Source organism: Leucobacter sp. USHLN154 (genome assembly GCF_037145595.1).
GTDB lineage: Bacteria > Actinomycetota > Actinomycetes > Actinomycetales > Microbacteriaceae > Leucobacter > Leucobacter alluvii.
Genome location: NZ_JBBCXF010000001.1, coordinates 249,798 through 275,758, shown reverse-complemented (window position 1 = coordinate 275,758; position 25,961 = coordinate 249,798). Strand labels below are relative to the sequence as shown.

At 67.0% G+C, this 25,961-nt stretch carries 24 protein-coding genes; 7 read left to right on the top strand and 17 right to left on the bottom strand.

Annotated elements, in window-relative coordinates; translation table 11 throughout:
- Positions 1-142 precede the first annotated feature (142 nt).
- Positions 143-1,408 carry a diaminobutyrate--2-oxoglutarate transaminase gene (gene ectB, locus WFH23_RS01225; protein WP_336661345.1) on the bottom strand — a complete coding sequence of 422 codons (1,266 nt, stop codon included), beginning with the start codon at positions 1,406-1,408 and terminating at the stop codon, positions 143-145.
- A gap of 771 nt (positions 1,409-2,179) precedes the next feature.
- On the opposite strand from ectB, the gene WFH23_RS01220 reads away from it, so the two are divergent.
- Entirely contained in the window at positions 2,180-2,533 is a 354-nt protein-coding gene (locus WFH23_RS01220; RefSeq protein WP_090147053.1) for a DUF7882 family protein, read from the top strand.
- 38 nt (positions 2,534-2,571) lie between these two features.
- Here the strand turns inward: WFH23_RS01220 and WFH23_RS01215 are convergent, their stop codons facing one another.
- From WFH23_RS01215 to WFH23_RS01195, 5 genes are all read right to left on the bottom strand, one after another.
- A complete protein-coding gene (locus WFH23_RS01215; RefSeq protein WP_336661344.1) occupies positions 2,572-4,770 on the bottom strand; it encodes a LuxR C-terminal-related transcriptional regulator in 2,199 nt (732 codons plus the stop codon).
- Positions 4,767-5,156, bottom strand: a complete 390-nt coding sequence (locus WFH23_RS01210) for a hypothetical protein (RefSeq protein ID WP_336661343.1) — start codon at positions 5,154-5,156, stop codon at positions 4,767-4,769. Before WFH23_RS01210 ends, WFH23_RS01215 begins: the two co-directional genes overlap by 4 nt.
- A gap of 459 nt (positions 5,157-5,615) precedes the next feature.
- On the bottom strand, positions 5,616-7,094 hold the full coding sequence (locus WFH23_RS01205) for a catalase (protein ID WP_336661342.1): 1,479 nt from the start codon (positions 7,092-7,094) through the stop codon (positions 5,616-5,618).
- A gap of 67 nt (positions 7,095-7,161) precedes the next feature.
- Positions 7,162-7,584, bottom strand: coding sequence for a Fur family transcriptional regulator (locus tag WFH23_RS01200; protein WP_090147045.1), 423 nt, complete (start codon positions 7,582-7,584; stop codon positions 7,162-7,164).
- Between the two features lie 66 nt (positions 7,585-7,650).
- Positions 7,651-8,301, bottom strand: coding sequence for an SDR family oxidoreductase (locus WFH23_RS01195; protein WP_336661341.1), 651 nt, complete (start codon positions 8,299-8,301; stop codon positions 7,651-7,653).
- Positions 8,302-8,514: 213 nt separating this feature from the next.
- On the opposite strand from WFH23_RS01195, the gene WFH23_RS01190 reads away from it, so the two are divergent.
- Positions 8,515-9,063, top strand: coding sequence for a type 1 glutamine amidotransferase domain-containing protein (locus tag WFH23_RS01190; RefSeq protein WP_336661340.1), 549 nt, complete (start codon positions 8,515-8,517; stop codon positions 9,061-9,063).
- A 114-nt stretch (positions 9,064-9,177) separates the two neighbouring features.
- Here the strand turns inward: WFH23_RS01190 and WFH23_RS01185 are convergent, their stop codons facing one another.
- Entirely contained in the window at positions 9,178-10,650 is a 1,473-nt protein-coding gene (locus WFH23_RS01185) for a protein adenylyltransferase SelO (RefSeq protein ID WP_442918681.1), read from the bottom strand.
- 244 nt (positions 10,651-10,894) lie between these two features.
- On the opposite strand from WFH23_RS01185, the gene WFH23_RS01180 reads away from it, so the two are divergent.
- Both WFH23_RS01180 and WFH23_RS01175 read left to right on the top strand, forming a co-directional pair.
- Positions 10,895-13,099, top strand: coding sequence for an MMPL family transporter (locus tag WFH23_RS01180; RefSeq protein WP_336661338.1), 2,205 nt, complete (start codon positions 10,895-10,897; stop codon positions 13,097-13,099).
- On the top strand, positions 13,096-14,034 hold the full coding sequence (locus WFH23_RS01175; protein WP_336661337.1) for a TIGR01777 family oxidoreductase: 939 nt from the start codon (positions 13,096-13,098) through the stop codon (positions 14,032-14,034). Before WFH23_RS01180 ends, WFH23_RS01175 begins: the two co-directional genes overlap by 4 nt.
- On the opposite strand, the gene WFH23_RS01170 is transcribed toward WFH23_RS01175, so the two are convergent.
- The 6 genes from WFH23_RS01170 to WFH23_RS01145 all read right to left on the bottom strand — a co-directional run bounded on the left by WFH23_RS01170 (position 14,031) and on the right by WFH23_RS01145 (position 20,502).
- Positions 14,031-14,492: a MarR family winged helix-turn-helix transcriptional regulator gene (locus WFH23_RS01170; RefSeq protein ID WP_090147035.1), complete on the bottom strand. Its 462-nt coding sequence runs from the start codon at positions 14,490-14,492 to the stop codon at positions 14,031-14,033. The two genes, WFH23_RS01175 and WFH23_RS01170, sit on opposite strands and share 4 nt — an antisense overlap.
- Before the next feature lie 93 nt (positions 14,493-14,585).
- Positions 14,586-14,972, bottom strand: coding sequence for a DUF1304 domain-containing protein (locus tag WFH23_RS01165; RefSeq protein ID WP_200329858.1), 387 nt, complete (start codon positions 14,970-14,972; stop codon positions 14,586-14,588).
- A gap of 94 nt (positions 14,973-15,066) precedes the next feature.
- Positions 15,067-16,668 carry an ABC-F family ATP-binding cassette domain-containing protein gene (locus WFH23_RS01160; protein WP_336661336.1) on the bottom strand — a complete coding sequence of 534 codons (1,602 nt, stop codon included), beginning with the start codon at positions 16,666-16,668 and terminating at the stop codon, positions 15,067-15,069.
- 176 nt (positions 16,669-16,844) lie between these two features.
- Positions 16,845-18,068 (bottom strand): MFS transporter, encoded by a 1,224-nt coding sequence (locus WFH23_RS01155; RefSeq protein ID WP_336661335.1) that lies wholly within the window; start codon positions 18,066-18,068, stop codon positions 16,845-16,847.
- 17 nt (positions 18,069-18,085) lie between these two features.
- Entirely contained in the window at positions 18,086-20,065 is a 1,980-nt protein-coding gene (locus tag WFH23_RS01150; RefSeq protein ID WP_336661334.1) for a glycosyltransferase, read from the bottom strand.
- A 107-nt stretch (positions 20,066-20,172) separates the two neighbouring features.
- On the bottom strand, positions 20,173-20,502 hold the full coding sequence (locus WFH23_RS01145) for a DUF7882 family protein (protein ID WP_090147031.1): 330 nt from the start codon (positions 20,500-20,502) through the stop codon (positions 20,173-20,175).
- Positions 20,503-20,751: 249 nt separating this feature from the next.
- On the opposite strand from WFH23_RS01145, the gene WFH23_RS01140 reads away from it, so the two are divergent.
- Positions 20,752-21,690, top strand: coding sequence for an AraC family transcriptional regulator (locus tag WFH23_RS01140; protein WP_336661661.1), 939 nt, complete (start codon positions 20,752-20,754; stop codon positions 21,688-21,690).
- Positions 21,691-21,746: 56 nt separating this feature from the next.
- Positions 21,747-21,920, top strand: coding sequence for a hypothetical protein (locus WFH23_RS01135; protein WP_176698282.1), 174 nt, complete (start codon positions 21,747-21,749; stop codon positions 21,918-21,920).
- An 85-nt stretch (positions 21,921-22,005) separates the two neighbouring features.
- Here WFH23_RS01135 and WFH23_RS01130 read toward each other — a convergent pair whose 3' ends face one another.
- Positions 22,006-22,245 carry a hypothetical protein gene (locus tag WFH23_RS01130; RefSeq protein WP_336661333.1) on the bottom strand — a complete coding sequence of 80 codons (240 nt, stop codon included), beginning with the start codon at positions 22,243-22,245 and terminating at the stop codon, positions 22,006-22,008.
- A gap of 159 nt (positions 22,246-22,404) precedes the next feature.
- Here WFH23_RS01130 and WFH23_RS01125 point away from each other — a divergent pair, with 159 nt between their 5' ends.
- Positions 22,405-22,635: a hypothetical protein gene (locus WFH23_RS01125; RefSeq protein WP_090147025.1), complete on the top strand. Its 231-nt coding sequence runs from the start codon at positions 22,405-22,407 to the stop codon at positions 22,633-22,635.
- 3 nt (positions 22,636-22,638) lie between these two features.
- Here WFH23_RS01125 and WFH23_RS01120 read toward each other — a convergent pair whose 3' ends face one another.
- The 3 genes from WFH23_RS01120 to WFH23_RS01110 all read right to left on the bottom strand — a co-directional run bounded on the left by WFH23_RS01120 (position 22,639) and on the right by WFH23_RS01110 (position 25,718).
- Complete coding sequence (locus WFH23_RS01120; protein WP_211650490.1) at positions 22,639-23,715, bottom strand: fatty acid desaturase family protein; 1,077 nt, start codon at positions 23,713-23,715, stop codon at positions 22,639-22,641.
- A gap of 229 nt (positions 23,716-23,944) precedes the next feature.
- Positions 23,945-24,361: a DUF1801 domain-containing protein gene (locus tag WFH23_RS01115; protein ID WP_336661332.1), complete on the bottom strand. Its 417-nt coding sequence runs from the start codon at positions 24,359-24,361 to the stop codon at positions 23,945-23,947.
- A 10-nt stretch (positions 24,362-24,371) separates the two neighbouring features.
- Positions 24,372-25,718: a cryptochrome/photolyase family protein gene (locus WFH23_RS01110; protein ID WP_090147017.1), complete on the bottom strand. Its 1,347-nt coding sequence runs from the start codon at positions 25,716-25,718 to the stop codon at positions 24,372-24,374.
- Positions 25,719-25,961: the final 243 nt, after the last annotated feature.

The following is a 25,961-nucleotide window of genomic DNA, read 5'->3' as shown; positions in this document are numbered from 1 at the left end:
CGGTGCTCGCGCCGAAGGCGGCGCCGTGCTTAAACCCTAGTCCTCCAGGGGTGGAGGTGTACAAGCCCTTGTGATCGAATCGTGCTCTCCGTTATGCGCCCCGACGGCCCGCGCCTGGAGCGAGTCCAGTGCTCGTCCCGCTTCAGACCGCGAGGGCCGCGGCGAGCGCTTCGCGCACCCGGGCGATACCGCGGTCGAGCTCCTCCGCGGTGATGGTGAGCGCCGGCAGGAACTTGAGCACCTCGTCTCGGGCACCGGACGTCTCGATGACCACGCCCCGAGCGAACGCCTCCTGGGAGACGGCACCGGCGAGCTGAGGTCGAGACGGCGACGCGAGCCCGTACATCAGCCCGCGGCCGCGCACGGTGAACCCGGCGGACGGGAATTCCTCGGCGAGGCGTTCCAACGCTGCGCGCAGTTGCGTCTCGCGCTCGGCGATCGCATCGGTGAAGGCGGTGTCGGCCCAGTACGTTTCCAGAGCAACGCGTGCAGAGACGAAGGCGAGATTGTTCCCGCGGAACGTGCCGGTGTGGGCGCCCGGCTTCCACACGTCGATCTCCGGCCGCATTAGCAGGATCGCCATCGGCAGGCCCGACGCTGAGATCGACTTCGACACGGTGACGAGGTCGGGAACGATGCCCGCCTGCTCGAAGCTGAAGAACGCACCGCTGCGCCCCACGCCCGACTGGATGTCGTCGACGATGAGCAGAATGCTGCGCTCCTCGGTGATCGCGCGGAGACGCTGCAACCACTCGGCACGTGCGACGTTGATGCCGCCCTCCCCCTGAATGGTCTCGACGATCACCGCAGCGGGGAGGTCGAGACCCGAACCCGGATCGTCGAGCATGCGCTCGAGCAGGTCGAGGGTGTCGATGCCGTCGCCCAGGTACCCGTCGTACGGCAGTCGTGCAACGTCTCCGAGCGAGACACCGCCCGCTGCACGGTACTTCTCGTTCCCGGTTGCGGCGAGCGCACCGAGGCTGAGGCCGTGGAAGCCGTTGGTGAAGGCCACCACATTCTGTCGCCCGGTCGCCTGGCGCGCGAGCTTCAGCGCTGATTCCACCGCGTTCGCCCCCGTCGGGCCGGTGAACTGGATCTTGTAGTCGAGGCCGCGCGGTGCGAGCACCAGACGCTGGAACGCTTCGATGAAGTCGCGTTTGGCGGATGTCGCCATATCGAGGCCGTGGATGATCCCACCGCTCTGCAGGTACTCGACCAGCGCACGCGTGAACGCCGGATTGTTGTGCCCGTAGTTGACGACGCCGGCACCGCTGAAGAAGTCGAGGTACTCGCGGCCGTCTTCTGCGGTGAGCACCGAACCCTGCGCGCGTTCGAAGACGACGGGGAATGAACGAATGTACCCGCGCACCTCGGACTCGTACTGATCGAACACTGCAAGGTCGCTCATGGATCCAGCTCTCTCTTCTACCTTCGCGATGCGCGGGGGTACCGCGCCGGCCTCGATCCGGCGCGGGGTGAAGCGCCGATCTCTTCCTACCGAGGATAGGCGGTTTCCCGAGCTCTGCGGGCCAGGCGGGCGGCGAGAGGTGCGAACCTCTGAAATGAGTGGAGGATTGGCCGCGTCTTCGCGTAGGGGCGTGAACCGAGGTTCTCGAGCGGCCAATCCTCCAGCGAGGTGCAGGACACCTCGGCAGCTGCATGCTCCCAGTCGCTAGGGGGGGTGGGTGGTCCTGCGAGCATGTGCTGCACTGCAATACTCGCTCGCCGGTGCTCTCATGAGACGCCCGTGCCGGCACAACCCGGAGCGCGGGCCTGCTTTGCAGTATCCGGAGCGGTGGGCTCCGCATTCGTCGAGTCCTTCGACAGCATCCGCCTGGCGTGCCTGCGTATCGTCCGTGTCGGGGGTTGTCATGCAGAATGCTCTCATTCGGCTCGGGCAACGACGATGCGGTCCCCGCTCGTGCGACGCTGACTGAGCGAGTGCGGCTTCTGGGGCCGTTCAGTTGGGCGGCCCTCGGCGCACTTCGAACTCATGATGGTCGCGTTGCGGCCTCTTCGACACCCCGCTCCTGATGCGCGCGCAGCACGCAGCGATCGCGCCCTCCCCTGGGTTGTCAAGGGGTGCTGGAAAATGTCCGCCTGCGTTTGACTGAGACGACTTGGGCATTTCTTGTCAGGGGACCTTCCTCCGCTACCTGAGGTGAAGTCAGGAGCTGGTATGGGATCGATACGCTACGACGGACTCACGACCCACTTCGAGGATCGACTCCTCTCCCACCTGCAGATCGTCATCGTGCAGAAACTCATGCGCGAAGAGTCTTTCCTCATGTCGTGGAAGGACAGCGCGAACGCCGGGGACGGGCGGAGTTCGATCTGGCTCTCGCCGGACGTCTCCATCACGTTCAAGTTCTTGGGAAGTCGAGTTCCCGAAATCAACACGGACTGGCTCCTGCGCCTCGGTGAATCCGCCAATGCCACCACGGGTCTCCTCGTGACCAAGGAGGATGGCTCGCTCGCGGAAGCGGAAGCGGAGGGGAACCAGTACCCGGGGAACCTGCGCGAGCATCGGTAGGCGTTCACGGAGCGGCGGTGCCGCGTCGGTGGGACCCGTCAGTTCAGGAGTGCGCTGGCACCGAGTTTCGCCTCGAGCGAGTCTCGGCTCGTCACGCCCAGTTTGCGCATGATTCGATACATGTGGCTGTCCACGGTGCGGACGCTGACCACCAGTCGCGACGCGATCTCGTGGTTGCTGAGGCCGTTCACCGCGAGCGTCGCGACTTCTTTCTCCCGCTTCGAGAGGGCCATGCCCATGCCCCCGAACCGAGTGGTGTTGAAGACCCGGCCACTGAACCGAGCGCGGAGCTTCCGTTCGTCTCCCAAGGCTTCGTCGCGACGCTCGAGCCGCTGCTCGTCGGCGAACAGTTCAGCGGCCCGGCCGTAGGCGGCCAGCGCCATGCCGGTTCGGCGGTACCGCTCGAGAGCGCGTGCGGCTTCGAGCATGGCATCGGCGTCGCCCTGCAAGCCTGCCTCGAGATACCGCCCCTGCGCTGCGAGCACCACCGCCTCGGGGTGCTGATGGAGCAGGTGCAGCGCCTCTGCGAGGCGATCGGCGTCCATCTTCATCTCCAGCGAGGCGAGCATGCCGATCTGCGCAGCGAAGACCGCCCCGCGATCGCGCAGCGCTGTCGACGCTTCCCACAGCACATTGGCCGCGCTCTCGGCGTCGCCGTCGAGTATCTTGACCTGCGCTTCGGCCCAGGCCGCGCTCTGCATCGGCAGCGCAAGATCTTCGGTATGCCCCGACCGCAAGAGATCGGCGTACTTCGTGCAGAGCGCCACCTGGCCGCGCGCCGCCGCGAGAATGCAGGCCGAGATGAGAACGGTGGCGCGGCTTCCCGGCGGCAGCGGAGCGAGGTCACCCGTCGAGAGCGCGACGTCCAGGAGCTCTCCATGCGCCCGCAGATCACCGCTGTGCAGATGCGAGAACGCGACGGCACCGGCGAAGGTGCGGAACGAGTGCACGTCGAGGTTTCCCCGCGCCTCGTCGAGCCCGTTGTTGAGGTCTCGACTTCCGGCTTCGTAGGCCCCCTGCGCGAGCAGGCTGATGCCCTGCGCCGAGCGAGCCGCGGCGCGTTCACCCTGCGGATCGAGGCGGCGAAGTTCGTCGTACACCCGATTCCCGTCTGACAGTCGACCGGCGATGATCAGGACGCGGAGCTGCGTTTCGAGGAGCGCGGTCTGCACTGGCACCGGCAGGTCATCGGTGACTTCGAGTACGATCTCGAAGCCTTCGGGGACGGAACGGAAATCGGCGAGGATGCTGATCCGCTTCGCGTCGAGCATCCTGCCGTAGCTGGCGAGTTCGCGGGAGTTCACGTCCAGGTACGCGAGGGCCTCATCGATCTGACCACGGCTGTAGGCGAGCCAATCGGCCCGGCGGGAACAGTACTCGGCCCTGGCCGCGATATCGCCGCTTCTCTCGTCGGTCTCGGCGAACACTCGCGCGATGCTCGGCTCTGAGGCGGCCATTCCGGCCTGCGTCAGGATGTCGACGTATGCGTTCGCGGTGTGAACGTCTGCGTTCTTCTCCCACTCGTACCCTGCTACGAGCTGCCGGGTCTTGAGTGATTCGCGCAGCATTCCGGCGAAAAGGGCGTCCTGTTTCTCGCCGGCGCCGTCCAGGTCGTTCCAGGTGCGCTCGAGCTCGAAATTGAGCGACGCACTTCCAAGAGTCGAGAGAATCTTCTCCGTCAGCCGGATGCGTCGCGCTGACAGCGGATCGTGCCTGAAGTAGCTGGTGAACAGCGGCGGCACGACGGAGACGTAGTTGTTCCGCGTCCCCTGCGCGAAGGCGATCATCGCCCGTTCCTCGAGCACCTCGAGCGTCGACCAGTCCACGAGCGTGCGCACCGTCTCGACGTCGGCAAGACCCACCATCGCGATGGTCTCCAGAGCATCCCGGGATGTCGCGTCGAGGCTCTCCAGGTGCATCTCCATGACGGCGCGGAGCGCTGGGCTCCACAGCTCACCGGTCGCGGTCCAGAGCCGACCATCGATCCGCACCAAGCGGTTCTCGCGCACGGTCACGTCGACCAGGGAAAGCGCGAGCCCGACGTTGCCGCCGGTCTTCGTGTAGAGACGTCTCGAGGTCCCGGGTTCGATGTCGGCACCGAGGTATTCGCTCATGACTGCGTCGAGATCTTCGAATCTCAGTGGGAGCATGTCGATGACGTACGTCGGCGACAGCGTCGAAGCCGGAAGCCCGCTCGAGGTGTGCCGGGCACGGAGGCCCTGCAGGCGCGAGATCACGATGGGCCCCCGGTCGTGCGCCGGACGTATTCGATCACGCCCCACGAGACCTCGTCGAGATCGTCCCAGTCGTCCAAGAAGTAGGCGCTTCGCGCGTTCGCGACCTGCTCGGTCAGCTGGCGCCCGACGTCTTCGATGACCGCGTCGATGCGTCGCGTCGGCGACAACTCGGCGATGCCGGACAGCGCGATCGCCGCAAACGGGTTCGACTTGAGCGAGGCGACCCCGCGAATGCGGTGCACCGCCCATCCGGCGTGTTCGAGTTTCGTCGCGAGGGCCTCCATGAACGCCGTGCGCCCACTCCCCCTGCTGCCGACGATGTCCACGCTCAAGCCGTTCTCAACCAGGCTCTGCGGCTTCGCGAGGCTGCGATCTCGACCTTTCACCGGGAGATCCCCTCTCCTCATCGACCACACCGTCCGAGGCCAACGGTAACACGCGAGCGGTCTCCGGCGTGAGGGAGAACATCGAGGTTGGCATTCGAGTGCATGCCGAGGACGGGGGCGAGCCAGCGGAACGATCGCGATGTAATCCGTGCATGTCTCGTGCGGCTGGCGTGCATGACTCCCCCTACGTTCCCTAGGCGAAATTGAAGCCTATGATTCCGAAGACGGGCGCTCGCGCAATAGCGCTGAGTTCCAGCGTCAGGCGGAATGTTTCACGCACGAAGCAACCGGTCGATAGGTAGCCGGCTCAGCCGATGCAGTACTGAAGCCGTGCGGGAAGTACTGGGAATGCTCCCTCGTTGCGCAAGGAGGGAGGACGACGAAGGCCGGCGAGAGGAGTCCTCTCGCCGGCCCGTGAGGCGCGCTGACTGCGAGCGCCAGCGCGTCACCGTCGCAGAATCAGGCGTCGACCGTCGCCGCTACCGCCTCGACTCCAGCCTCCAGATTGCGACGCAGGGCAGCACCGAGCTCGGCGTCGACCTGGCTCCAGTACCCGATCGCCCGCTCCCGAATCTCGGGGCTCTGCACACCGCCGACCGCACCGGTGATGGTTTCGAGGAAGCGCGCTCGAGCTGCAGCGTCGAACACCTCGCGGTACAGCGTGCCGGCCTGGCCGAAATCGTCGTCCTGCGCGTGCAGCGTCGCCGCCGTGCGCACGAGCTCGCCGTCAGATTCCCATGATCCGACGCCAGCAGCAGCCGCATCTGCACGCGGTCCGCCCTTCGAGTTGGGGGCGTAGACCGGCGTGCTCGGCGAGTTGAAGCCGTGGCGCTGCGCGCCATCCTGCGAGTAGTTGGCCACCGGGGCGATCGGGGCGTTCACCGGGATCTGGTTGTAGTTCGTGCCGACGCGGTACCGCTGCGCGTCGGGGTACGAGAAGACACGAGCCTGCAGCATGCGATCGGGGCTGATGTCGATGCCGGGCACCGTGTTCGCCGGTGAGAATGCGGCCTGCTCGATCTGGGCGAAGAAGTTCTCCGGGTTGCGGTTGAGCGTGTGCACGCCGACCTCGATCAACGGGTAGTCCGCGTGCGGCCACACCTTGGTGAGATCGAACGGGTTGAACCGGTACGTCTTCGCTTCCTCGTACGGCATCACCTGGACCGACACCTTCCAGGACGGGAACTCGCCGCGCTCGATCGCGTCGAACAGGTCCCTGCGGTAGTAGTCGGCATCTGCGCCGGCGATCGCCTCGGCCTCCTCGCTCGACATCTCGACATTGCCCTGCAGCGCCTCGAAGTGGTACTTGACCCAGAAGCGCTCGCCGGCCGCGTTGATCCACTGGTAGGTGTGCGAGCCGAAGCCCGGCATGTGGCGCCAGGAGCGAGGCAGACCGCGGTCGCCCATGAGGTAGGTGACCTGATGAGCCGACTCCGGCGAGAGCGTCCAGAAGTCCCACTGCATATCGGCGTCGCGCAGGCCCGAGCCGGGCAGGCGCTTCTGCGAGTGGATGAAATCGGGGAACTTGATGCCGTCGCGGATGAAGAACACCGGAGTGTTGTTCCCGACGATGTCGTAATTGCCCTCCGACGTGTAGAACTTCACCGAGAAGCCGCGAACGTCGCGCCACGTATCCGGCGATCCCTGCTCACCCGCGACCGAGGAGAAGCGCTGCACGGTCTCCGTGCGGGCGCCGGGCTGGAACAGCGCGGCACGCGTGTAGGCCGAGACGTCGCCGGTGACGACGAACTCGCCGAACGCGCCGCCTCCCTTCGCATGCACGATGCGCTCCGGAATGCGCTCCCGGTTGAACTGCGCGAGCTTCTCGACGAGGTAGCGATCATGCAGAGCGATCGCGCCGTCTCGCCCTGCGGCGAGCGAGTGCTCGTCGCTCGCGACAGGCGTTCCGGTTTGGGTCGTGGTGTCGGGTGTACTCATGTTGCTCCTCGGGAGTTTCGCGCATGACGAACAGTGCCCCGAACTCGAGGCGATCCTGCGTATTCGACTATGCGGCCGAGGCGGCGCAGCCGGGGCAGATGCCCCAGAACGTCACCTCGGCGGTCTGTACGGTGAAGCCCCCCGTCTCCGACGGGGAGAGGCACGGCGTGTGACCGACGACGCAATCGACGTCGGCAATGGCTCCGCACTGGGAGCACACGACGTGATGATGGTTGTCGTTCACGCGCCGCTCATAGAGCGCCGCGGATCCTGCCGGCTCCACGCGTCGGGTCAGCCCCGCCGCGGTCAGGTCCGCCAGGATGTTGTGCACTGACTGGATCGATGTCGTCGGCAGCGCACTCGCGACCACTCGGAACACATGATCCGCGTCCGAGTGAGGCATGGAGGCGAGCGCATCGAGCACGGCCAGGCGGCCTGCGGTCGCTCGCAGACCGACGCCGCGCAGCGCTTCCTCCGTGCTCGTCTCCATACCGATCACCCTACGCGCTTATTTTGAGTTATTCAAATAAAGGGTCGCGTGTCGCGCGGTTCGCGGTCAGGAACGGGCTCGAATGGCCTCGGCGATGGGAGTTGTGCCGGTATTGAAGCGGATCGTGCGGCGAATGGTCGTGTCGTCGGCCAGCACCGCAGCGATCGTCGCAGCGACGTCGGCTCGCGCCACCGTCTCGCCATTCTCGGCGTCGACGTCGATGGCGCCCGCCGGCGGATCGAGCGTCAGGCCGCTCGGGCCGAGCACCGTCCAGTCCAGTTCAGACTCCCGGAGATGCTCGTCAGCCTGGGACTTCGCCTCCGCGTAGGTGTAGAAGGCGTTCTCCGGGTCGACACCGTGGTCGCGAGACGCGCCGAAGTAGGACACCATCACGTAACGCGGCACTCCAGCGCGAGCCGCGGCATCCATGGTGCGGATCGCCGCATCCCGATCAACGGCCATCGTGCGCGCGGCGTCGCCGCCCCCGGCCCCGGCCGACCACACCACCGCGTCATGGCCCCGGACGACGTCGACGAGCGCGTCCACGTCGAGGTGTTCGATGTCGGCGACCCGCGGCTCGGCGCCGGCAGCGCGCACGTCCTCCGCCTGATCCGGATTGCGTATCACCGCCGTCACCGCGTCGCCTCGCTCCGCGAGGAGCGGCTCCGTCAGAAGCGCGATCTTGCCGTGTCCGCCGAAAATAATGATGCTTGCCATGCTCCCCACACTACGCTCGCCGGCACACGGTTTCTCCAGGAGCGGAACCGGTGGCAACGCCCGCCGTGAGCGCACGGTCTGCGCGCGTCTAGCGCCCTGTTCGGCCGCGTGCAACGGGGTGCCGGGCTCGACCGAGATACGGGAGGCTCGAGACGTCGGCCCGGAAACCGGGTCTCGACGGACGACGAACTCCCGAACCCAGGAGGTTTATTCATGTCACATCTCACCGGCAAGCGCGTAGCGGTTCTGGCAACCGACGGCTTCGAGGACTCAGAGCTCACGGAACCCATCTCCGCAGTGCAGGAGCACGGCGCGGAGGTCATCGTGGTGTCCACGAAGACCGGTTCGATCACCGGCAAGAACGGCCATGAGCAAGAGGTCTCGCTCACCTCGGCCGACGCGAACGCGAGTGAGTTCGATGCGCTCGTTCTGCCGGGCGGCGTCGTGAACGGCGACCAGATCCGGCTCGATGCCGATGCGGTCGCCTTCACCAAGGACTTCTTCGCGCAGCACAAGCCCGTCGGCGCGATCTGCCACGGCGGGTGGATTCTCGCCGACGCCGATGTGCTCAATGGCCGCACCGTCACCTCGTACGCGAGCCTGCGCACCGACCTCCAGAACGCAGGTGCGACCTGGGTCGATGAGGAGGTCGTCGTGGATCAGGGTCTCGTGACGAGTCGCACTCCCGATGATCTGCCCGCCTTCAACGCGAAGCTGGTCGAGGAGATCGGCGAGGGAGAGCATCCCGGCCAGACGGCGTAGGCCGCAGGCTCTGCACCGCACAGCGATGCCGCCAGCACCGGGCTCTTCCAGGAGCGCAACGGTCGCGGGCGGCATCGCTGCATGTTGCCTGCGGAGGGTTGCCTGCCGCGAGGATCAGGTGCCGCAGAACGTCACGTGTGCCGGGCCGCCCTCGGGCGCCGGACGCTCGAACCGCTCGAAGCCCTCCCGAGCGGTGTACGGGCGCTCCAGCACCGACAGCAGGTGTGAGAAGGGCTCCATGCCTCCCTCGGACGCAGCCTCGAGAGCCTCCTCGACGAGATGGTTGCGAGGGATGTAGATCGGATTGACCCGATCCATCGCAGCGGGATCGGGTGCGGCCTGGAGCCAGCGATCGACCCAGCCCCCTGCCCCCTCGGAGCGCGGGAGCACGTCGTCGAGCGCGGTGGTATCGCCCGAGCCGGCTCGCGCGAGCGCCCGGAAGAAGCTCGTGTAATCGATGCGATGCCGCTGCAGGTCGGTGAGCATGTCGGCGGTCAGTTCCGCGAGCGCACCGTCGTCGACGGCCGCGCGCCCGGCGGAACCCGCCAATCCCAGCTTGGCCCGCATCCCATCCATCCAGGCGTCGTTGTACGCCTCCCCGAAATGGTCGAGCGATGCGACGGCGACCGCTTTCGCGGCTTCGGCATCCGGCGCGAGGAGGGGAAGGAGCGTCTCGGCGAAGCGCGTCAGGTTCCACAGAGCGATCGACGGCTGATTGCCGTACGCGTACCGACGCTGGTGGTCGATCGAGCTGAATGCGGCCGCCGGGTCGAATGCGTCGATGAACGCGCACGGACCGTAATCGATCGTCTCGCCGGAGATCGTCATATTGTCGGTGTTCATCACGCCGTGCACGAATCCGACGAGCACCCAGTGCGCGACGAGCCGCGCCTGCGCAGCGACGACCGCGTCCAGCAATCCGGCGTAGCGATCGGGCTCCCCCGAGAGCTCCGGCGCGTGCCGCTCGACCGCGTAGTCGGCGAGGCGGGCCAGCAGGGCTGCGTCGCCCTGCGCGCGGGCGAACTGGAAACTCCCGACTCTGAGGTGGCTGCTCGCCACACGCGTCAGCGCCGCCCCGTCGAGCAACTCGCCGTCGCGCGGAACGCTCCTCCCCGTGGCGACTACACCGAGCGCGCGGGTCGTCGGTACACCGAGCGCCGCCATCGCCTCACCCATGAGGTATTCCCGAAGCATCGGCCCCAGCGCGGCGAATCCGTCCGCCCGCGCGAAGGGCGTGCGTCCCGATCCTTTGAGGTGCAGATCGCGCAGCCGCCCCGCCGGATCGCGGATCTCCCCGAGCAGCAGCGCGCGGCCGTCGCCCAAGCGGGGCGAGTACCCGCCGAACTGGTGCCCGGCGTACGCCTGAGCGACGGGCTCGCTTCCTTCTGGCAGCGCATTCCCGAGGAGGAAGCGGACGAGGGAATTCCCGGTGAAGCGGTGCGCATCGATGCCGAGTTCTTCTGCCAGGGCTTCGTTCCACACGACGGTACGCGGCGATTCGGGGCGGAACGCGTTCCACGGCACCGATAGTTCGGGGAGCCGGGATGCGAACCCATGTTCGAGGGTGACGCCGGCTGCGCTTGGCAAGGGATCGAACGACGTTTCGGCGCCGCGAGCGCTGTCTGCGCGCGTCGGATCAGTCGAAACAGCAGGGGCCGGGATGCGAGGCGATTCTGGCATGTGGCGAGTCTACGGAGCGGGCGCTCATCAGGAACGGGCTGGACAGCGGCGCCGAGACGTGGCACGCCGAATTTCGACTTCATAAAGCCCGCCGCACCCGCTAGAGTTTCACTAGCTTAGCTAGATACTTTCTTTGGGAGATTGTAGAAGAATGTCTGAACACCACGCGTCACCCGCTCACGCCGCGCAGCCGGCAGCACCCCGGCCTCGACGCCGGTGGCTTCGCATCCTCCTGCCCGCCGTACTCATCGTGCTCTGGTTCGCCGGCGCCGGCGCCGGTGGTCCGCTCTTCGGAAAAGTCGACGAGGTGTCGTCCAACGACCAGACGACGTACCTCCCCTCATCAGCCGATGCCACAGCGGTGCGCGATGTGCAGGGCGATTTCCTCGGGGACGACTCCATTCCTGCCATCGTGGTGTTCTCCTCGAACGACGGAACCGAACTCACCGACGATCAGCTGCAGGCCATCGACACGGCGGCCAGCGACGCGACCTCCCTCAGCGGTATCGGCGATGAGAGCTCTCCCGCGATTCCATCGGAGGACGGACAAGCCGTTCAGCTCTTCGTACCCATCGATGCCGACGCGGAAGTCACCGACGTCGTCGCCGAGCTCGGCGAGACGCTGCGCGACGACGCTCCGCCCGGCGTCGATGTGCACGTCACCGGGCCTGCCGGCTTCACCGCAGATCTCGCAGCCGGCTTCGCCGGCATCGACGGCATCCTCCTGCTCGTGGCGCTCCTCGCAGTGCTCGTCATTCTCGTGATCGTCTACCGGTCGCTCCTCCTCCCGCTCATCGTGCTCAGCACGAGCCTGTTCGCGCTCTGCGTCGCGCTCTTCGTCATCTGGCATCTCGCCGACGCCGGAGTGCTGCTGCTGAGCGGCCAGACTCAGGGCATTCTCTTCATTCTCGTGATCGGCGCCGCGACCGATTACTCACTCCTCCTCGTCGCGCGCTTCCGCGAGGAGCTGCGTGTGGCGCAGGATCGCGGAGCCGCCGTGATCGCGGCCATCAAGGGCTCGTTCGAGCCGATCCTCGCATCGGGCGGAACGGTGATCGTCGGACTGCTCTGCCTGTTGCTGAGCGATCTGAAATCGAACAGCACGCTCGGGCCCGTGGCCGCGATCGGCATCGTGTTCGCCATGCTCGCAGCGCTCACACTGCTCCCGGCGCTGCTCTTCGCATTCGGTCGGGCCGCGTACTGGCCCCGGCGCCCGAAGTTCGAGCCGGAGGTCGTCGCGGCGGAGAACGGCATGCCGACGCGGGGCATGTGGCGCCGGCTCGCCGAGTGGATCCGACGCCACCCGCGCCCCATCTGGATCATCACCACGGTCGTGCTCGCACTGGGCGCAGCCGGAGTCACGCAGTTGCAGGCGACCGGCATACCGCAGTCCGACCTCGTCGTCGGGCAGTCGGAGGCTCGCGACGGTCAAGCCGTGCTCGGCGAGCACTTCCCCGGCGGCTCCGGCAGCCCGGCTTACGTGCTCGTCGATGAGGATCGCCTGCAGGAGACCGCAGACACCCTGCTCGCGCAGACCGGCGTCGACAGCGTCGCAGTGACGGCAGCGGACTCCCCGAGCGGCACCGCGACGTTCACGGAGGACGGCATCCAGGCCTTCGGTCCGCCCGGCACACCGGCCCCCGAGGCGACGGTGAGCGACGGCAAGGTGCTGCTGCAGGCGACCCTCGCAGACGCGGCCGATTCCGAGGCCGCGGCACAGACGATCACCGGCCTGCGCTCCGAGCTCGATGGAACATCGGCGCTCATCGGCGGCGTCACGGCGACCGCGGTCGACACCAACCAGGCATCGATCCACGACCGGAATCTCATCATCCCGCTGGTGCTCGCGGTGATCCTCGTGATCCTCATGCTGCTGCTCCGCTCGATCCTCGCCCCCGTCCTGCTGATCCTCACCACGGTGCTCTCGTTCGGCACAGCGCTCGGCGTCGCGGCACTCGTGTTCAACCACGGATTCGGATTCCCCGGAGCGGACCCCGCCGTCCCGCTCTACGGCTTCGTCTTCCTCGTCGCTCTAGGCATCGACTACAACATCTTCCTGATGACCCGGGTGCGCGAGGAATCCCGAAGGCACGGCACTCGAGAGGGAGTGCTCAGAGGACTGACGATCACCGGCGGAGTCATCACGTCCGCCGGCCTCGTGCTCGCCGCGACATTCGCCGCACTCTCGGTCATCCCGATTCTGTTCCTCGTGCAGATCGCATTCATCGTCGCCTTCGGCGTGCTGCTCGACACCTTCATCGTGCGCTCGCTGCTCGTTCCCGCCCTCGCAACCGACATCGGGAAGGCCATCTGGTGGCCTTCGAAGCTGTCGCGCATGGAGAATGGGGAGCGATGACGACCTCCGACACCTCACCCCAGGCCGCACCCGCCCCACCGCGGGTGGTGATCAGCGGCGCCTCCGGCCTGATCGGAGACGAGCTCGCACGATCGCTCGGCGCCGACGGCATCGCCGTCACGCGGCTCGTGCGCCGCGCTCCGCGCAGCACGGACGAGGTCGAGTGGCGCCCCGGCGAGACCCCGCTCGATCCCGCAGTGCTCGCGGGCGCCCTGGCCGTCATCTGCCTGAACGGGGCCAGTATCGGCAAGCTCCCGTGGACGCGCCGCTATCGGGAGACGCTGCGCGAATCGCGCCTCGCGCCGACGCGCACCATCGCCAGCGCCATCCGTGAACTCGGCCCGGACGCTCCGACCCTGCTGAGCGCCTCTGCCGTCGGCTTGTACGGCGATCGCCCGCACGAGCGACTCACCGAGCGCAGTGCGCCGGGGCGCACGTTCCTCGCCGAGCTCTGCGTCGCGTGGGAGGGTGCGGCGCTCGAAGCCGGGCCACAGGCCCGCGTCGTGCTGCTGCGGACGGCGCCGCTGATCGACCGGGGCGGGGTGCTGAAACCGCTGCTCCTCCTGACCCGGCTCGGGATCAGCGGGCCCCTCGGAGGCGGGCGACAGCACTGGCCCTGGATCTCGCTCGCCGACGAGGTTCGCGCGATCCGCCACCTCATCGACAGCGATGTCTCTGGCCCCGTGAACCTGACGGGCCCCGCACCCGCCACGGCCAACGACACCGGGCGCGCGCTCGCGAGAACACTGCGCCGCCCGTTCGTCGTGCCCGCCCCGGCGTGGGCGTTGCGCCTCGCCCTCGGAAGCGACGCCGCAGACGCACTGCTCCTCTCAGACGCCGTCGTCACTCCGGACGTGCTGCTCGGCTCGGGATTCCGGTTCACGCATCGCACGGTCGAAGAGGCCGTCGACGCCGCTCTCACCCGCGACCGTTAGACGTCGAGGTCGATCGCCGCGCCCATCGCCCGAAAGGCGCGCTCCGCGATCGCAAGCTCCTCGACCGAGAACCCGGTCATCGCCTCCCGCATCGCGACCAACTGCGGCGCGAAGCGGCGGAAGAACTCGTGGCGCGCCGCATCCGTGAGCTCGATCACCCTGGCACGGCGATCGCTCGGATGCGGAGCACGGCGCACGTGCCCCGAAGCGCTGAGGCGATCCAGCAGCTTCGTCGTCGACGCGGTCGAGATGCGCAGGTGCGTTGAGAGATCGCGAGGGCTGACCGGACGCCCCTCCTCCTCGCGGATGATGAGGAGGCGCAGCGCGGCGAGGTCACTGGCGTTCATCGCCATGCCCTGCTTCATGCCCGCCGACATCCGATCGTGGGAGTCGCCGAATCCGCGCACCGCGCGCATCAGGGAGAGCACGAGGGCGTCGCGCTCATCGTCGCCATGCATCGTTCGCCGTCACTCCTGATCATCCCGATCGCCGGGCGCGACGACATCGCCGCATCGGAATAATACCGCCTCCGGCACGCGCGGAACCGCAGGTCAGAGGATGAGTGCGAAGAGCAGTACGAGGATCGCGAGCAGCGGGAGCGCTCCCTGCTTCACCGCTGCTCCGCGCTTGTCGGGCGACGTCGCGAACAGCACGACCGCGGCCGCGAGCATCGACCCCGTACCCGCGAAGGCCAGGGCGTACCCGACAGGCCCGCCGACGAGGAGCGCGAGGCCGACTCCGACCAGTGCGATCAGCGCCAGGAAGAGGTTGTAGAACCCCTGGTTGAACGCCATCTCCTTCGTCGCTTCCGCTTGTTCCGCGGTCAATCCGAAGGTGGCTCGAGTCTTCGCGCTCGTCCAGGTGACGGATTCCATCCAGAAGATGTAGACGTGCAGCAGTGCGGCCAGAGCGGCGAGCACCAAACCGAATACGACCATGACTGCACCTTCATCCGTCAGTGACCCGTGTGTGTCGGAATTCAGACTACCGGCGATGGCCGGGGCGGGCGCGATCGCTCCTCGCCCGAGATCATCATGCCGGCAGTTCAGGGCGCTCTCGGAGCACCCCGTGCGCGTCGATCTCGATGACCGTGTCGATCCGGAGTGTGTTGAGGAACGCGATGTCGTGACTCACGATGAGGATCGCCCCGCGATACGCGTTCAGCGCGTCGGTGAGCTGACCGATGCTCGCGAGATCGAGGTTGTTCGTCGGCTCATCGAGGATCAGCACCTCGGCGGGCGGATCTGCGAGCAGGAGGCGCGCGAGCGACGCCCGGAACCGTTCACCGCCTGAGAGCGAGCCGACCGGCCGATCTGCACTCGAGCCGCGCAGAAGGAGTCGCGCGAGACCGTTGCGTATGGCTCCGGGTGGGGTGGCTGGCGCGACGGCCTGCACGTTCTCGAGCGCACTCGCCGTGTCGATGAGCCCGTCCAGACGCTGCGGCAGATACCCGAAGCGATTCGTCAGGAGCCGCCCGGTCGGCCCGGCACCGCTGCTCCCGCGCACCAGGCGCTCGAGCAGCGTCGACTTGCCCGTGCCATTCGCGCCGACGAGTGCGACTCGCTCTGGGCCCTGCACCACGATCGGATGATCGGCGCCGTCGAATTCGATGAGGCGGCGCCCCCGGGGCACCGAGGGGTCTGGCAGATCGACGGAGATGCGTTCATCTCGGCGCACCCGGGCATCGGCGTCGTCCACGGCGGCCTGCGCGGCCCGGACGTGCGCATCGAGCGACGAGCGCATCGAACCGGCCGCGACCTGTGCGCTGTTCGCCCGGCGGCCGGCGAGGATCTTCGGGATGTCACCGCTCAGCTGCGTCTTTCGACCCGCGCGTTCACGGCGCGCCAGCTTCGTCTCCGCCTCGACGCGTTGGCGCTTCTCGACCTTCAGCGCCTGCTGCGCTGCGCGCGCCGCCTGCTCTGCCGCTGCCTGCTCCACTTCGCGGTGCTCCCGCCATGCGCTGAACGGCCCGCCGAACGTGCTGAGCGCACCGTCGTGAATCTCCGCCGTGTGCTCCATGCGTTCGAGCAGTTCGACATCGTGGCTGACGACGATCAGCGTGCCAGGCCAGTCGTCCACGAACTCTCCCAGTCGTGCGCTCGTCGACCGATCGAGATTGTTCGTCGGCTCGTCGAGCAGGGTGATCGGCGCACGACGCAGCCGCAGGCCCGTGATCGCGATGAGCATCGCCTCCCCGCCCGAGACGGTCGCCACGCTGCGGTCCAGATCAGCGGTCGAGAAGCCGATGCGATCCAGCGCCTCTGCGGCCCGGGATTCGATATCCCAGTCGTCGCCGACCGCATCGAAATGGCGCACGTCGACGTCTCCGGACTCGATGGCGCGAAGTCCGTCGAGTGTGCGCTCGATGCCGAGCAGCGCCGCGATCGTCTGGTCCCGGTGCAGCGTGAGCAACTGCGGCAAGGCGGCGACATCTCCGACGGCCGAGATGGAGCCGGAGGTGGGTGTGAGCGTCCCGGCGATCAACTTGAGCAGGGTCGACTTGCCGGCGCCGTTTCTCCCGGTCAGGCCGGTGCGACCCAATGGGAACGTTCCCGAGACGTCGACGAGCGCCGGGGAGCCGTCAGGCCAGTGGTATGAAAGTCGATGCAGCGAAATCGCTGATGATGCGGACATGCAGACTCATTTCAGGTTAACCCGGCGACCGCCGAACGGTGCGGCGCGCAAACGGGGCGGGAACAGAGGGATCTCACCTGATCCGCTCGACGCTCAACGGCGTCGTGCGGCGGCGGATGAAGTTCTGTCGACCTCGATATCCATGTGAGGAATTCTACCCGAACGCGCGTTTCCCGCTACCCCCGGCGAAGCCGCATGACGCAGGCGACACCGGCGAACACGATCACCACGGCCCCGTACCCGAAGGCCACCGGGGTGAGCCCGACGAATTGCACGAGCAAGCCGGCGAGCACGGTGGGCACCCCGAATGCGAGATATGAGACGAGGAAGATCACCGCGAAGACGTCAGCGCGCTGGGTCGCGGGAATGTGCGGCGCGAGCGAACTCACCACGCCGAAGAACGCGGTGCCGAACCCCGAACCGGTGATGGCCACCGCAACGAGGTATCCGGGAAGGGAGCCTGCGGCGAGCGCGACCAGCGAGCACGCAGTGCCGATCGCGAGCGCAGCCGCGCCGTACACCGCGATCACCCGAGCCGAGCGCCTCCGGAGCAGGAATGCGGCGACGGCGCCGGCCCCCGCGAGCACGCCGACCGAGAGCCCTTGCCAGACGTGCGCTTCTCCCCCGAGCTCGACGTGCACGATGCTCGCCCCGAGCGAGAGGAACAGGCCGCCGGTCGCCCAGCCGGCGAAGATCGCCGGTGCGCCCTGCATGAACTCGACGCGCATCTCGCTCGGCACGGTGAGCCGGAACTGGAGAGACCGCAGGGCGCCCGGTGAGCGAGGCGCGGTCTCGGGCACGAACCGGAAGAGCACTGCCAGCACGACGTAGATCGCCGAGAGCGGGCCGAAGATCGCGGTCATCGCGTTCTCGGCGGCGTCGAGTGCGATTCCTGCTGCCAGAGCGCCGATTCCGAGCCCCAGCATCGGCGCGACCGCGTTCCACACGGCCGCAGAGCCTGGACGCTTCGGGGATTCGAGGTCGGTGATCGCTGCGGAGACGGCCGAGAGCAGCAGGCCACTCGCGATCCCCTGCAGCACGCGAGCGATGACCAAGAGCGGCACGGATTCCGCGTGCCAGAACACGACGATGCTCGCCGCGAGCAAGAGCAGGCCGACGCTCGCAACCGGACGTCGGCCGACGTGGTCGGAGAGGGAGCCGGCAGTGAGCAGCGTGCAGAGCAGCGCGAGCGCGTACACCGCGAAGATCGCCGTGGTGACGAGCGCTGAGAACCCGATCGTCTCGGCGAGCACGGGGTAGAAGGGAGACGGCGCACTCGCTCCGGCCATCATGGCCGTGATGCTCGTGATCGACAGCGCGAAGCCGAATCGTCTCCGGCGAAGTGGATCGCCTGCGCCAGGAACTCGAGCGGTCACGCTTCCCCCGTTCAGTTCGAACAAGCTCGAACTGAACGAGCCTAGTCGCTTTCGGATCGAACTTCGCGCCGTGCGCCGTTCGTGCTGCCTCGAGTCGTCGCACGAGCGGCGTGCTCGACCGTCGGAGCGCGCTTCTCGGTCACATCGAACTCCTCGCGGTACGCGCCGATGAGCAGCCGGTACTGCGCCACCAGGGCGCTCGCGGTGTTGTAGCAGAGGAGCGTGACGGGGAGCAGCACCCACTGGGCGAGCATGCCGAAGCCGCGCAACCGGGAGACGCCGGGCGGGCGCTCGGGAGTCAGCAGCAGCGTCAGCACGACCGTCACCGCGACTCCGACGAGAGCGAAGCGCTGCACCGCGCCGATCATTCCCGGGAGTTCAGCGGCGAGTTGCGCCACGGAGAACGGCGGTGTCGCCACGATGTGCTGCAACGGGTTCGGGCCGGCGAACGCTGATCCCCGCACGGCTTCCACGGCTGCGGAGAACGGGATCCCGAGGGCGTGCGTGGCCCACGCCGCACCGTTGGCACTCGCGCTCCCGGCCTCCCGCAGCACCATCGCGAGGGGCGTCCCCGCTCCGCCCGAGATGCTTCCGACGATGATCGGAATCCACGCCCCGAACGCGACCATCGGCGCGATGCACGCGAGTGTCACGTGCGAGTCGAGCAGCGTCGCGAATCGGAAGAGGGTTGTTCGGAACGGCGCCCTGCGATCCTTCGCGAACAGCCGCGTTCCGACGAAGGCGATATCCGATGCCCCGTACGCCCACCGGCACAGTTGCGTGAACTGGGCGCGCAGGGTGCGGGCGAACGACGCGCCGAGCACCGCGTCCTGCATGATGGGCAGGTGGATGGGCGTCACCCCGTACCGTCCGTCGAAGTGGAAGTAGCTGCGCCAGTACTGGTGTCCGTCCTCGACGATGGTGCGTCGGCTCCAGTAATCCATCCCGATGAGCGCGCTCAGAGGTTGCGAATGCGACGCGAAGTTGCGCAACGTGCGCGGTCGGACGGTGGAGATGAGGTTCCAGAGCGTGTTGCCGGCCGCCACGACTCGCGTGGGCGCCGGTGCGTGCCAGAGGTTGTTGACGAAGGTCGAAATCGGCTGATACGAACGCCGGGCGCGATCAGGGTCGAGCACGAACGCGTACGTGACGTTCTCGAAGTAGTTCGGGTGCACGCGGTTGTCGCAATCGAGCGTGGTGACGACGACCTCGGCGGCCGGGATCTCGCGCCGGTGCAACCAGATGCGGAGCTGCCTGGCGGCATACGTGATGTTCGCCCCCTTGCCCGCGATCTCGTCAGCGAGGCCGGCTGGATGCTCCACTGCGAGAAAACCCGCGAAGCGGTCGGCATACTGCTCGCGCAATCGCATGGCGCTCGCACGCACGTCTGCACCGCCCCGCTCTTCATAGGCGAAGACGACGACCAGCCGCTCAGCCCCTGAAGCGGCCGCGAGCGACCGGAAGCTCGATGCGATCACCTCGAACGGCTCGTTGTAGGCGGCCACGATGACCGCATGCACGACACTCGAAGGCAGCGGGAAATCTTCCGGATGAGCCGACACCCGTCGCAAGAACCTCCGATGCGCTGCGGCGAACGGCTCGGGCAGGCGTCGAACCGCTGGCCCGGCGATGCGCTCCAGCGACCCCGTCGGCCGCATGCGCGCAAGCCGGACCGTGGTCTCGGTCTCGATCACCAAGCCAGCCCAGTCGATCTGTTCGGCGCAGTGCAGACGCCGAAACCCGCGAAGCGCGTCGACACCGCCGCGCACAGCGCGAACCAGCGTGGTCGCGATGAACGCGATGACGAAGAGCATGCCGAGACGGAGATCGATGCAGGAGAGCAGGATCGCCAGCACGGGCACGCTGAAGCTGAGGAGCGCCGGCAGCATCTCGAAGAATCGGTAGCGGGCGCTTCGACGGCCCCGCGGGATCTCGTTGCGGAGGTCAGCCTCAGGGGTGACCTCCGGCTCGAAGCCAGCGTCAGGGAACTCGAACCGAGGAGTGGAAACGCACCTGCTCACCGAACCGAGTGTATGGTCTGCTGACCGGGAAAAACGGCCTGCTCACGCGCTGTTCACCCGGCGTTGATCGCGCGTTCGCGGACGCGTTCATGCGCGTTCGAGACGGCTTACAGGAGATCCGGATTCTTCTTCGCGTACGCGACCGCATCGTCCTCTGAGATGACGACCAGGCCCCGAGGGGTGTGCGAGAGCGCATTCATCGTCCTGACCCAGGCGACGTTCAACTCGGGCGGACGGCTCCCGGAGAACCGGAATCCCACGGTGATGTACGGGGACAGCCAGACCGACACGCGCCCGCTCCCCTCCTCCGGCGTTTTCGTCCAGCTCAAGAAGAAGCACTCCTGCTTCTTCAGCTTCTGACCGATCACCGTCTTCAAGTGCGCCAGCAGGCGATCCTCGAACTCGTACTCGCTTTTCCCGTGAATCAAAAACCCCATGCCCCCATGCTGCCAGCCGATTCGCGCGGTCGGCCGCGCTCCAGTTCCCGCCACGCTGACCCGTACAATAGACGAAATCCCCGTTCGCTCGAGCTACCCTTTTGCGTCGTTTCGCGGCCCCAATCGTCGCTTCTCGTCTGAAACCATCTGCGATCCAGACCGGCTCTTCTGGAACTCGGGTACAACTGCACAGGTCGGAAGAGCACGCGTGCGCGCGCTCCGGAATGAAAGTCAGGTTCGGTGGCACCCATGGAGATGCGGCGGTTTCGCTCGACGAATTCCGAGACGGTTGCGGAGACGTGGCACGAATTCGCGCCGTCCTCCCGTTTGCTCGGCGTTGACCCAGAGCAGTGCAAGCTGGAGTGGTTCTCCGCGACCGTCGACGGGTTCTCGCTCATCCGATACGAACTCACGGCGAACATCGAGTCCTCGATCGCGCCCGAATCCCAGTTGTTCTCGTGCAGCGTGCAGGCTCCCCGCGGCGGCACCATTGCAGGGCGCCGCCCGCTTCCAGCCGGAAGCCCGTGGGCCACTCACGGAACACCGGTCAGCGCGCGATGGGAGGACACCGCCGTGGTGCGCGCCATGGTATTCGATCGCGACTACGCAGAACAACTCGCGCGTCAGATGTCGGGCGACGACGGGCTCACGCTCCAGCTGCGCACGCCAGAAGCTTCGGGCGAGCGAGAGGCGGCGCAGTGGGAGCGCACGTTCAACTACCTGGCCGCTTCCGTGCTCGCAGGTGATGCCACACTCGACCCGAGCACCATCGTCGGGACGGGCCTCCTCCGCCACGCCCTGTGGACCGTGCTGACGAGTTTCTCGACGAGCTTCTCGAATACGCGCGACTTCTCACCCCAGCGTTCCGCTGCCCCCGGCACCGTGCGCCGCGCCCTCGCATACATGGACGAGCACGCGCAGGAGCCGATCTCCGTCGACGACGTAGCGAAAGCGGTGCACATCTCCACCCGGGGACTGCAGTACGCGTTCCGGCGGTCGCTCGATTTCACGCCGAGCGAGTACCTGCGACGCGCCAGACTCGCAGGCGCCCACCACGATCTTGCTGCTGACCCCGATGCCATCGTCGGCGAAGTCGCGCGACGATGGGGATTCACCAACGTCTCGCGCTTCTCCGCTGCCTATCGCACCGAATACGGAACGCATCCGGGTCAGCCACGCCGAATATGACGGATCGGAGCGCACAGGGCCTGTGCGAGGCCGCCCCACCCCGCTAGGGTCGAACCATGGCTGATCTCGAGGAGTTCCACGTCGACGAAAGCGTCATCGCCCTCACCGGCGCCCGCGGTACCGTGTGCGACGTGCGGCAGATGACGAACGGCGCCACCGTCTACGGCGTCGTCGACACGACCGGAGCCGTGCGCTACTACACCGCAGACAGCATCAAGCGCGTGCTGTGAGCTGAGCTTGATGCTGGCCGCGGTGTAGGTACTGCTCTTCCGAGCCCCCTTGCTCCCGCCTCAGCGCGAACTCAGGGACGAGACCTCAGCCCTCTTCGTCGGGGGTGGGCGTCTCTTCGCCCGTGGAGGGGCGCCGAATGAGCTCCGGGTTCTCCTGACCGTACCGAGGGTTCTTCTCCTGGCCCTCCTGGCCGTAATCCTCGGTCGAGCCGTCCAGCACCGGGCGGTCCAGGGTGTCGCCTTCACGCGGGGTACTGACGGTGCCTTCCCCATTCGAGGCCTCGTGCTCGCTCGCGTGGTGCGGTTCGTTGTGTGATGCATTCATGAGTTACTCCTTCCCGAAGTAATTCTCACGTTAGCCAGGTTCACTCGCCTCCGGCTACCCCGGTGCGGCTCGGCGCGCATTCGTGGTATCTCCCACTCCCGCTCCCGGCAAGAATGTCTGAGCCGTCGCGTAACATCCATGTCAGCGAAGGGGGCCACATTGGGAATCAGAGAAGAGCACACGCTCGCCAACGGATATTCGCGTTTCGACGCCGCCACGGCCGAGGAGACGCTGCGAGAGCTCGAGGCTCAGTTCGAGGCGGGCGAGCTCAGCCGTCACGCGTACTTCGAGAAGAAGCAAGCGCTGGTGCGACTCTTCGTGAAGTCGACCACGTCTCCCAGGCGCAAACGTCGCGACACGGATTACGACGCGGAGCAGGCGGGTCGCTAGTCCTTACGCCTTGCGGTACTGCGCGGTGATCGGGCAGTCGAACGGATCGCGTGCCGCCAGGCCGACCCGGTTCAGGTAGTCCACGACGATCGCATACGAGCGCCACAGCGACGTCTCCGTGTACGGCACGTCGAGGGTGCGGCAGTGCTCGCGCACGATCGCCCGCGCTTTCGACAGGTGCGGGCGCGCCATGCTCGGGAAGAGGTGATGCTCCACCTGGTAGTTCAATCCGCCCATGAGCCAGGTCGCCCACCATCCGCCGCGAATGTTGCGCGACGTGCGCACCTGCTTCGAGAAGAAATCGAGCTTCGCATCGTGCGCGATGACCGGCATGCCCTTGTGGTTGGGCGCGAACGAGGCTCCCATGTACACGCCGAAGACGGCGAGCTGCACGCCGAGGAAGGCGAACGCCATACCGATGGGGAGCATCAGGAAGACGGGCACGAGCACGATGGCGAAGCGCGCGAAGATGATTGCGAGCTCGGTCCAGCGCCCGTTGACCGGCTCCTTGCTGAACAGGTACTTGAAGCTGTGGAAGTGCAGGTTCAAGCCTTCGAGCGTCAGCAGTGGGAAGAAGAACCAGCCCTGACGCTTGGTGATCGCCCGGACGAACCCGCGCGCCTGCACGGCATCCTCCTCGATGAACGAGATCGTGTCGACCTCGATGTCGGGATCCTTGCCGACCTTGTTCGGGTTCGCGTGATGCCTGCTGTGCTTCGAGTCCCACCAGGAGTAGCTCATGCCGATTGCTCCGGCGAGCCAGCGTGCGAGCCGATCGTTCGCCGGGCCGGACGCCAGGATCTGGCGGTGCGCCGCTTCGTGCGCGAGGAAGGCGATCTGCGTGAAGATGATGCCGAGAGCGCCCGCGATGAGCAGCTGGAACCAGCTGTCGCCCAGCAGGATGAACCCGGTGACGGCCCCGCCGAGGGCCACGGTGATGGCCAGCGCCACGGAGGCGTAGAACCAGTGCGCGCGGCGCAGCAGCCCTGATTCGCGTACGACCTGCGATACTCGCGTATACGCCTTGGCGATCGGAGGGAAGTCGGTCGCGCGAGCCCGCGTCGGCTGCAGTCGACCCATTCCTTCGAGGGTACGGGTATTCGCTGTCGTCATCGTCGGCACCGGTTCCGTTCCGAGCCATTCAGATACTGGCCCTTGTTTCGCCACAGGCCGTTTGCCGATCGCTGACTTCACGCTAGCGGGTTGAGCATGCGATCCGCTGCATACGCTCGAGCTGCACAGCGCACGCCCAGGTGCCCCTCAGGAGCGACGCGCGATCCTCGTCGCCACGATGCAGGATCGCGAGGGGCTAGGAAGCGAGCGTCTCGGCGCGGCTCAACTCGAGCAGCTCGCGCAGCACCGTTCGATCCACCTTCGAGAGTCGGGTGATGTACAAGCACGCCTTGCTCGCCCGATGCGGCCCGAGCGCCTCGAGCGCTTCGGGCCACCGTTCGGCGAAGTCGCTGACGAGGTAGAGCGTGTGCTTCGTCGCGCCGGAGGCGAAGGCGAGGACCGGCATCGTTCCCGAGTGCCCGCTCTCGTACTCGTAGCGCTGCTCGCCGAAGCCGATGATGCGATTCGCCCAGACGACGGGCGTCTCACCGCTTACCTCCTGGTGCAGGGCGAGCAACTCATCGGCCTCCGCGCGACGCGCACCGGTCACGCGGTCGAGCACGGAAGCGACCGAAACCTCGGACGGCGACATCGCCGGGGTGCGCGCAGACATGTTCGCTCCTTCAGTCGGGTTCTACGTCACTGTGACGCGCTCGGTCGTACGCGGCGAGGGCACGCGCGCGGGTCGCGCGGAGGTCGACGATCTCGGGGAACAGCACACTGTCGTTCGCCCACAGGTTGACATAGTGTCCGTCGGGATCGAACTTCTTCTGCTGGGTCGCCGGGTTGAAGATGCGGAAATAGGGTGCGGCGTCGGCTCCGCACCCGGCCACCCACTGCCAGTTGAACGGGTTGCTCGCCGTATCGGCATCGACCAGTGTGTCCCAGAACCAGGCTTCGCCGATCCTCCAGTCCGTGAGCAGGTTCTTCGTCAAGAACGACGCGGTGACCATGCGCACCCGATTGTGCATGTAGCCGGTGTGCCAGAGCTCGCGCATTCCCGCGTCGACGAGGCCGTATCCTGTCTTCCCTTGCTCCCACGCCTGCAACTGGTCGGCGTCCGGCTCCTTCCATGGGAAGCGGTCGAACTGCGGATTGAGTCCGTGCAGATGCAGCGGCGGATTGTGGAAGGTCGTGTGCCAGGCGAACTCGCGCCACCCGAGTTCCGAGAGGAACGTACCGACGTCGGCGCCCGAAGCGAGCGACCGGTGCCACACCGTACGCGGGCTGATCTCACCCCAGCGCAGGTACGGGGAGAGCCCCGAGCAGACGTCCTCCGCCGGGAAGTCGCGGCGACTTGCGTACGCGTTCGTCGGACCGGAGAGGAAGCGCTCGAGCTGCTGCAAGGCCTGCTGCTCCCCCGGCTGCCAGCGCTCGGCGATCCCTGTAGCCCAATCTGGGTGAGTCGGCTGCAGCTGCCAGTCGTCGAGTGAGTCACTCGGCAGTGAGATATCGGCACCGCGCAGCTCTTCGGGGATCGGGAGAGGCTTCGACGGTTCGGGCATCGAGAGGCACGCCCGCCAGAACGGCGAGTACACGCGATAGTGGCCGCCCGTCTGCGTCTCGATCGTCCAGGGCTCGAAGAGGAGCCCGCCGATGAACGAGTGCGCATCGATACCGCTATCCCGCAGCCGCTCCTTGATGCGCGCGTCGATGTGCCGCTCGGCGCCGTAGCGCCGATTCCAATACACGTGATCGGCGCCCGTTTCAGCCGCGACGTCGAGCACCACCTGCTCCGCAGCCCCGCGCCGCAGCACGAGCGGCACTCCGTGCCCCTGCAGAGCCTCGGCGAGTCGGGAGAGCGACTCGTGCAACCACCACTTCGCGGCACCGCCGAGGGCCCGTGTCTCCACTGATTCCTCATCGAGGACGTAGAGCGCAACCGCACCGTCCGGATCGGCGGCGCCCGCCGACAACGCTGCGTGGTCGGCAAGTCGCAGATCATCGCGGAACCAGATCAGTGCGGTCATGTGCCCATCGTAGGGTTCCCCGCCGATCGCCTGCCCGGCCTTGCCTTGGCGCTTCTGCTTCTCGGTAAAATCAAGGGGGTTCCAGTATTTCTGGAGTGCGTGCACACTCAGGTCTGTCGTTCCCGCTGAACCGTGTACCCCATGCACTTGCGAGTCACCGACGCGTCGTCCCTCCCTCTGATTGTGCAGGGAGGGGCGACACTTCCGCGTTCGCCGAACCGCAAGTCACCCCGGCGCGCACGA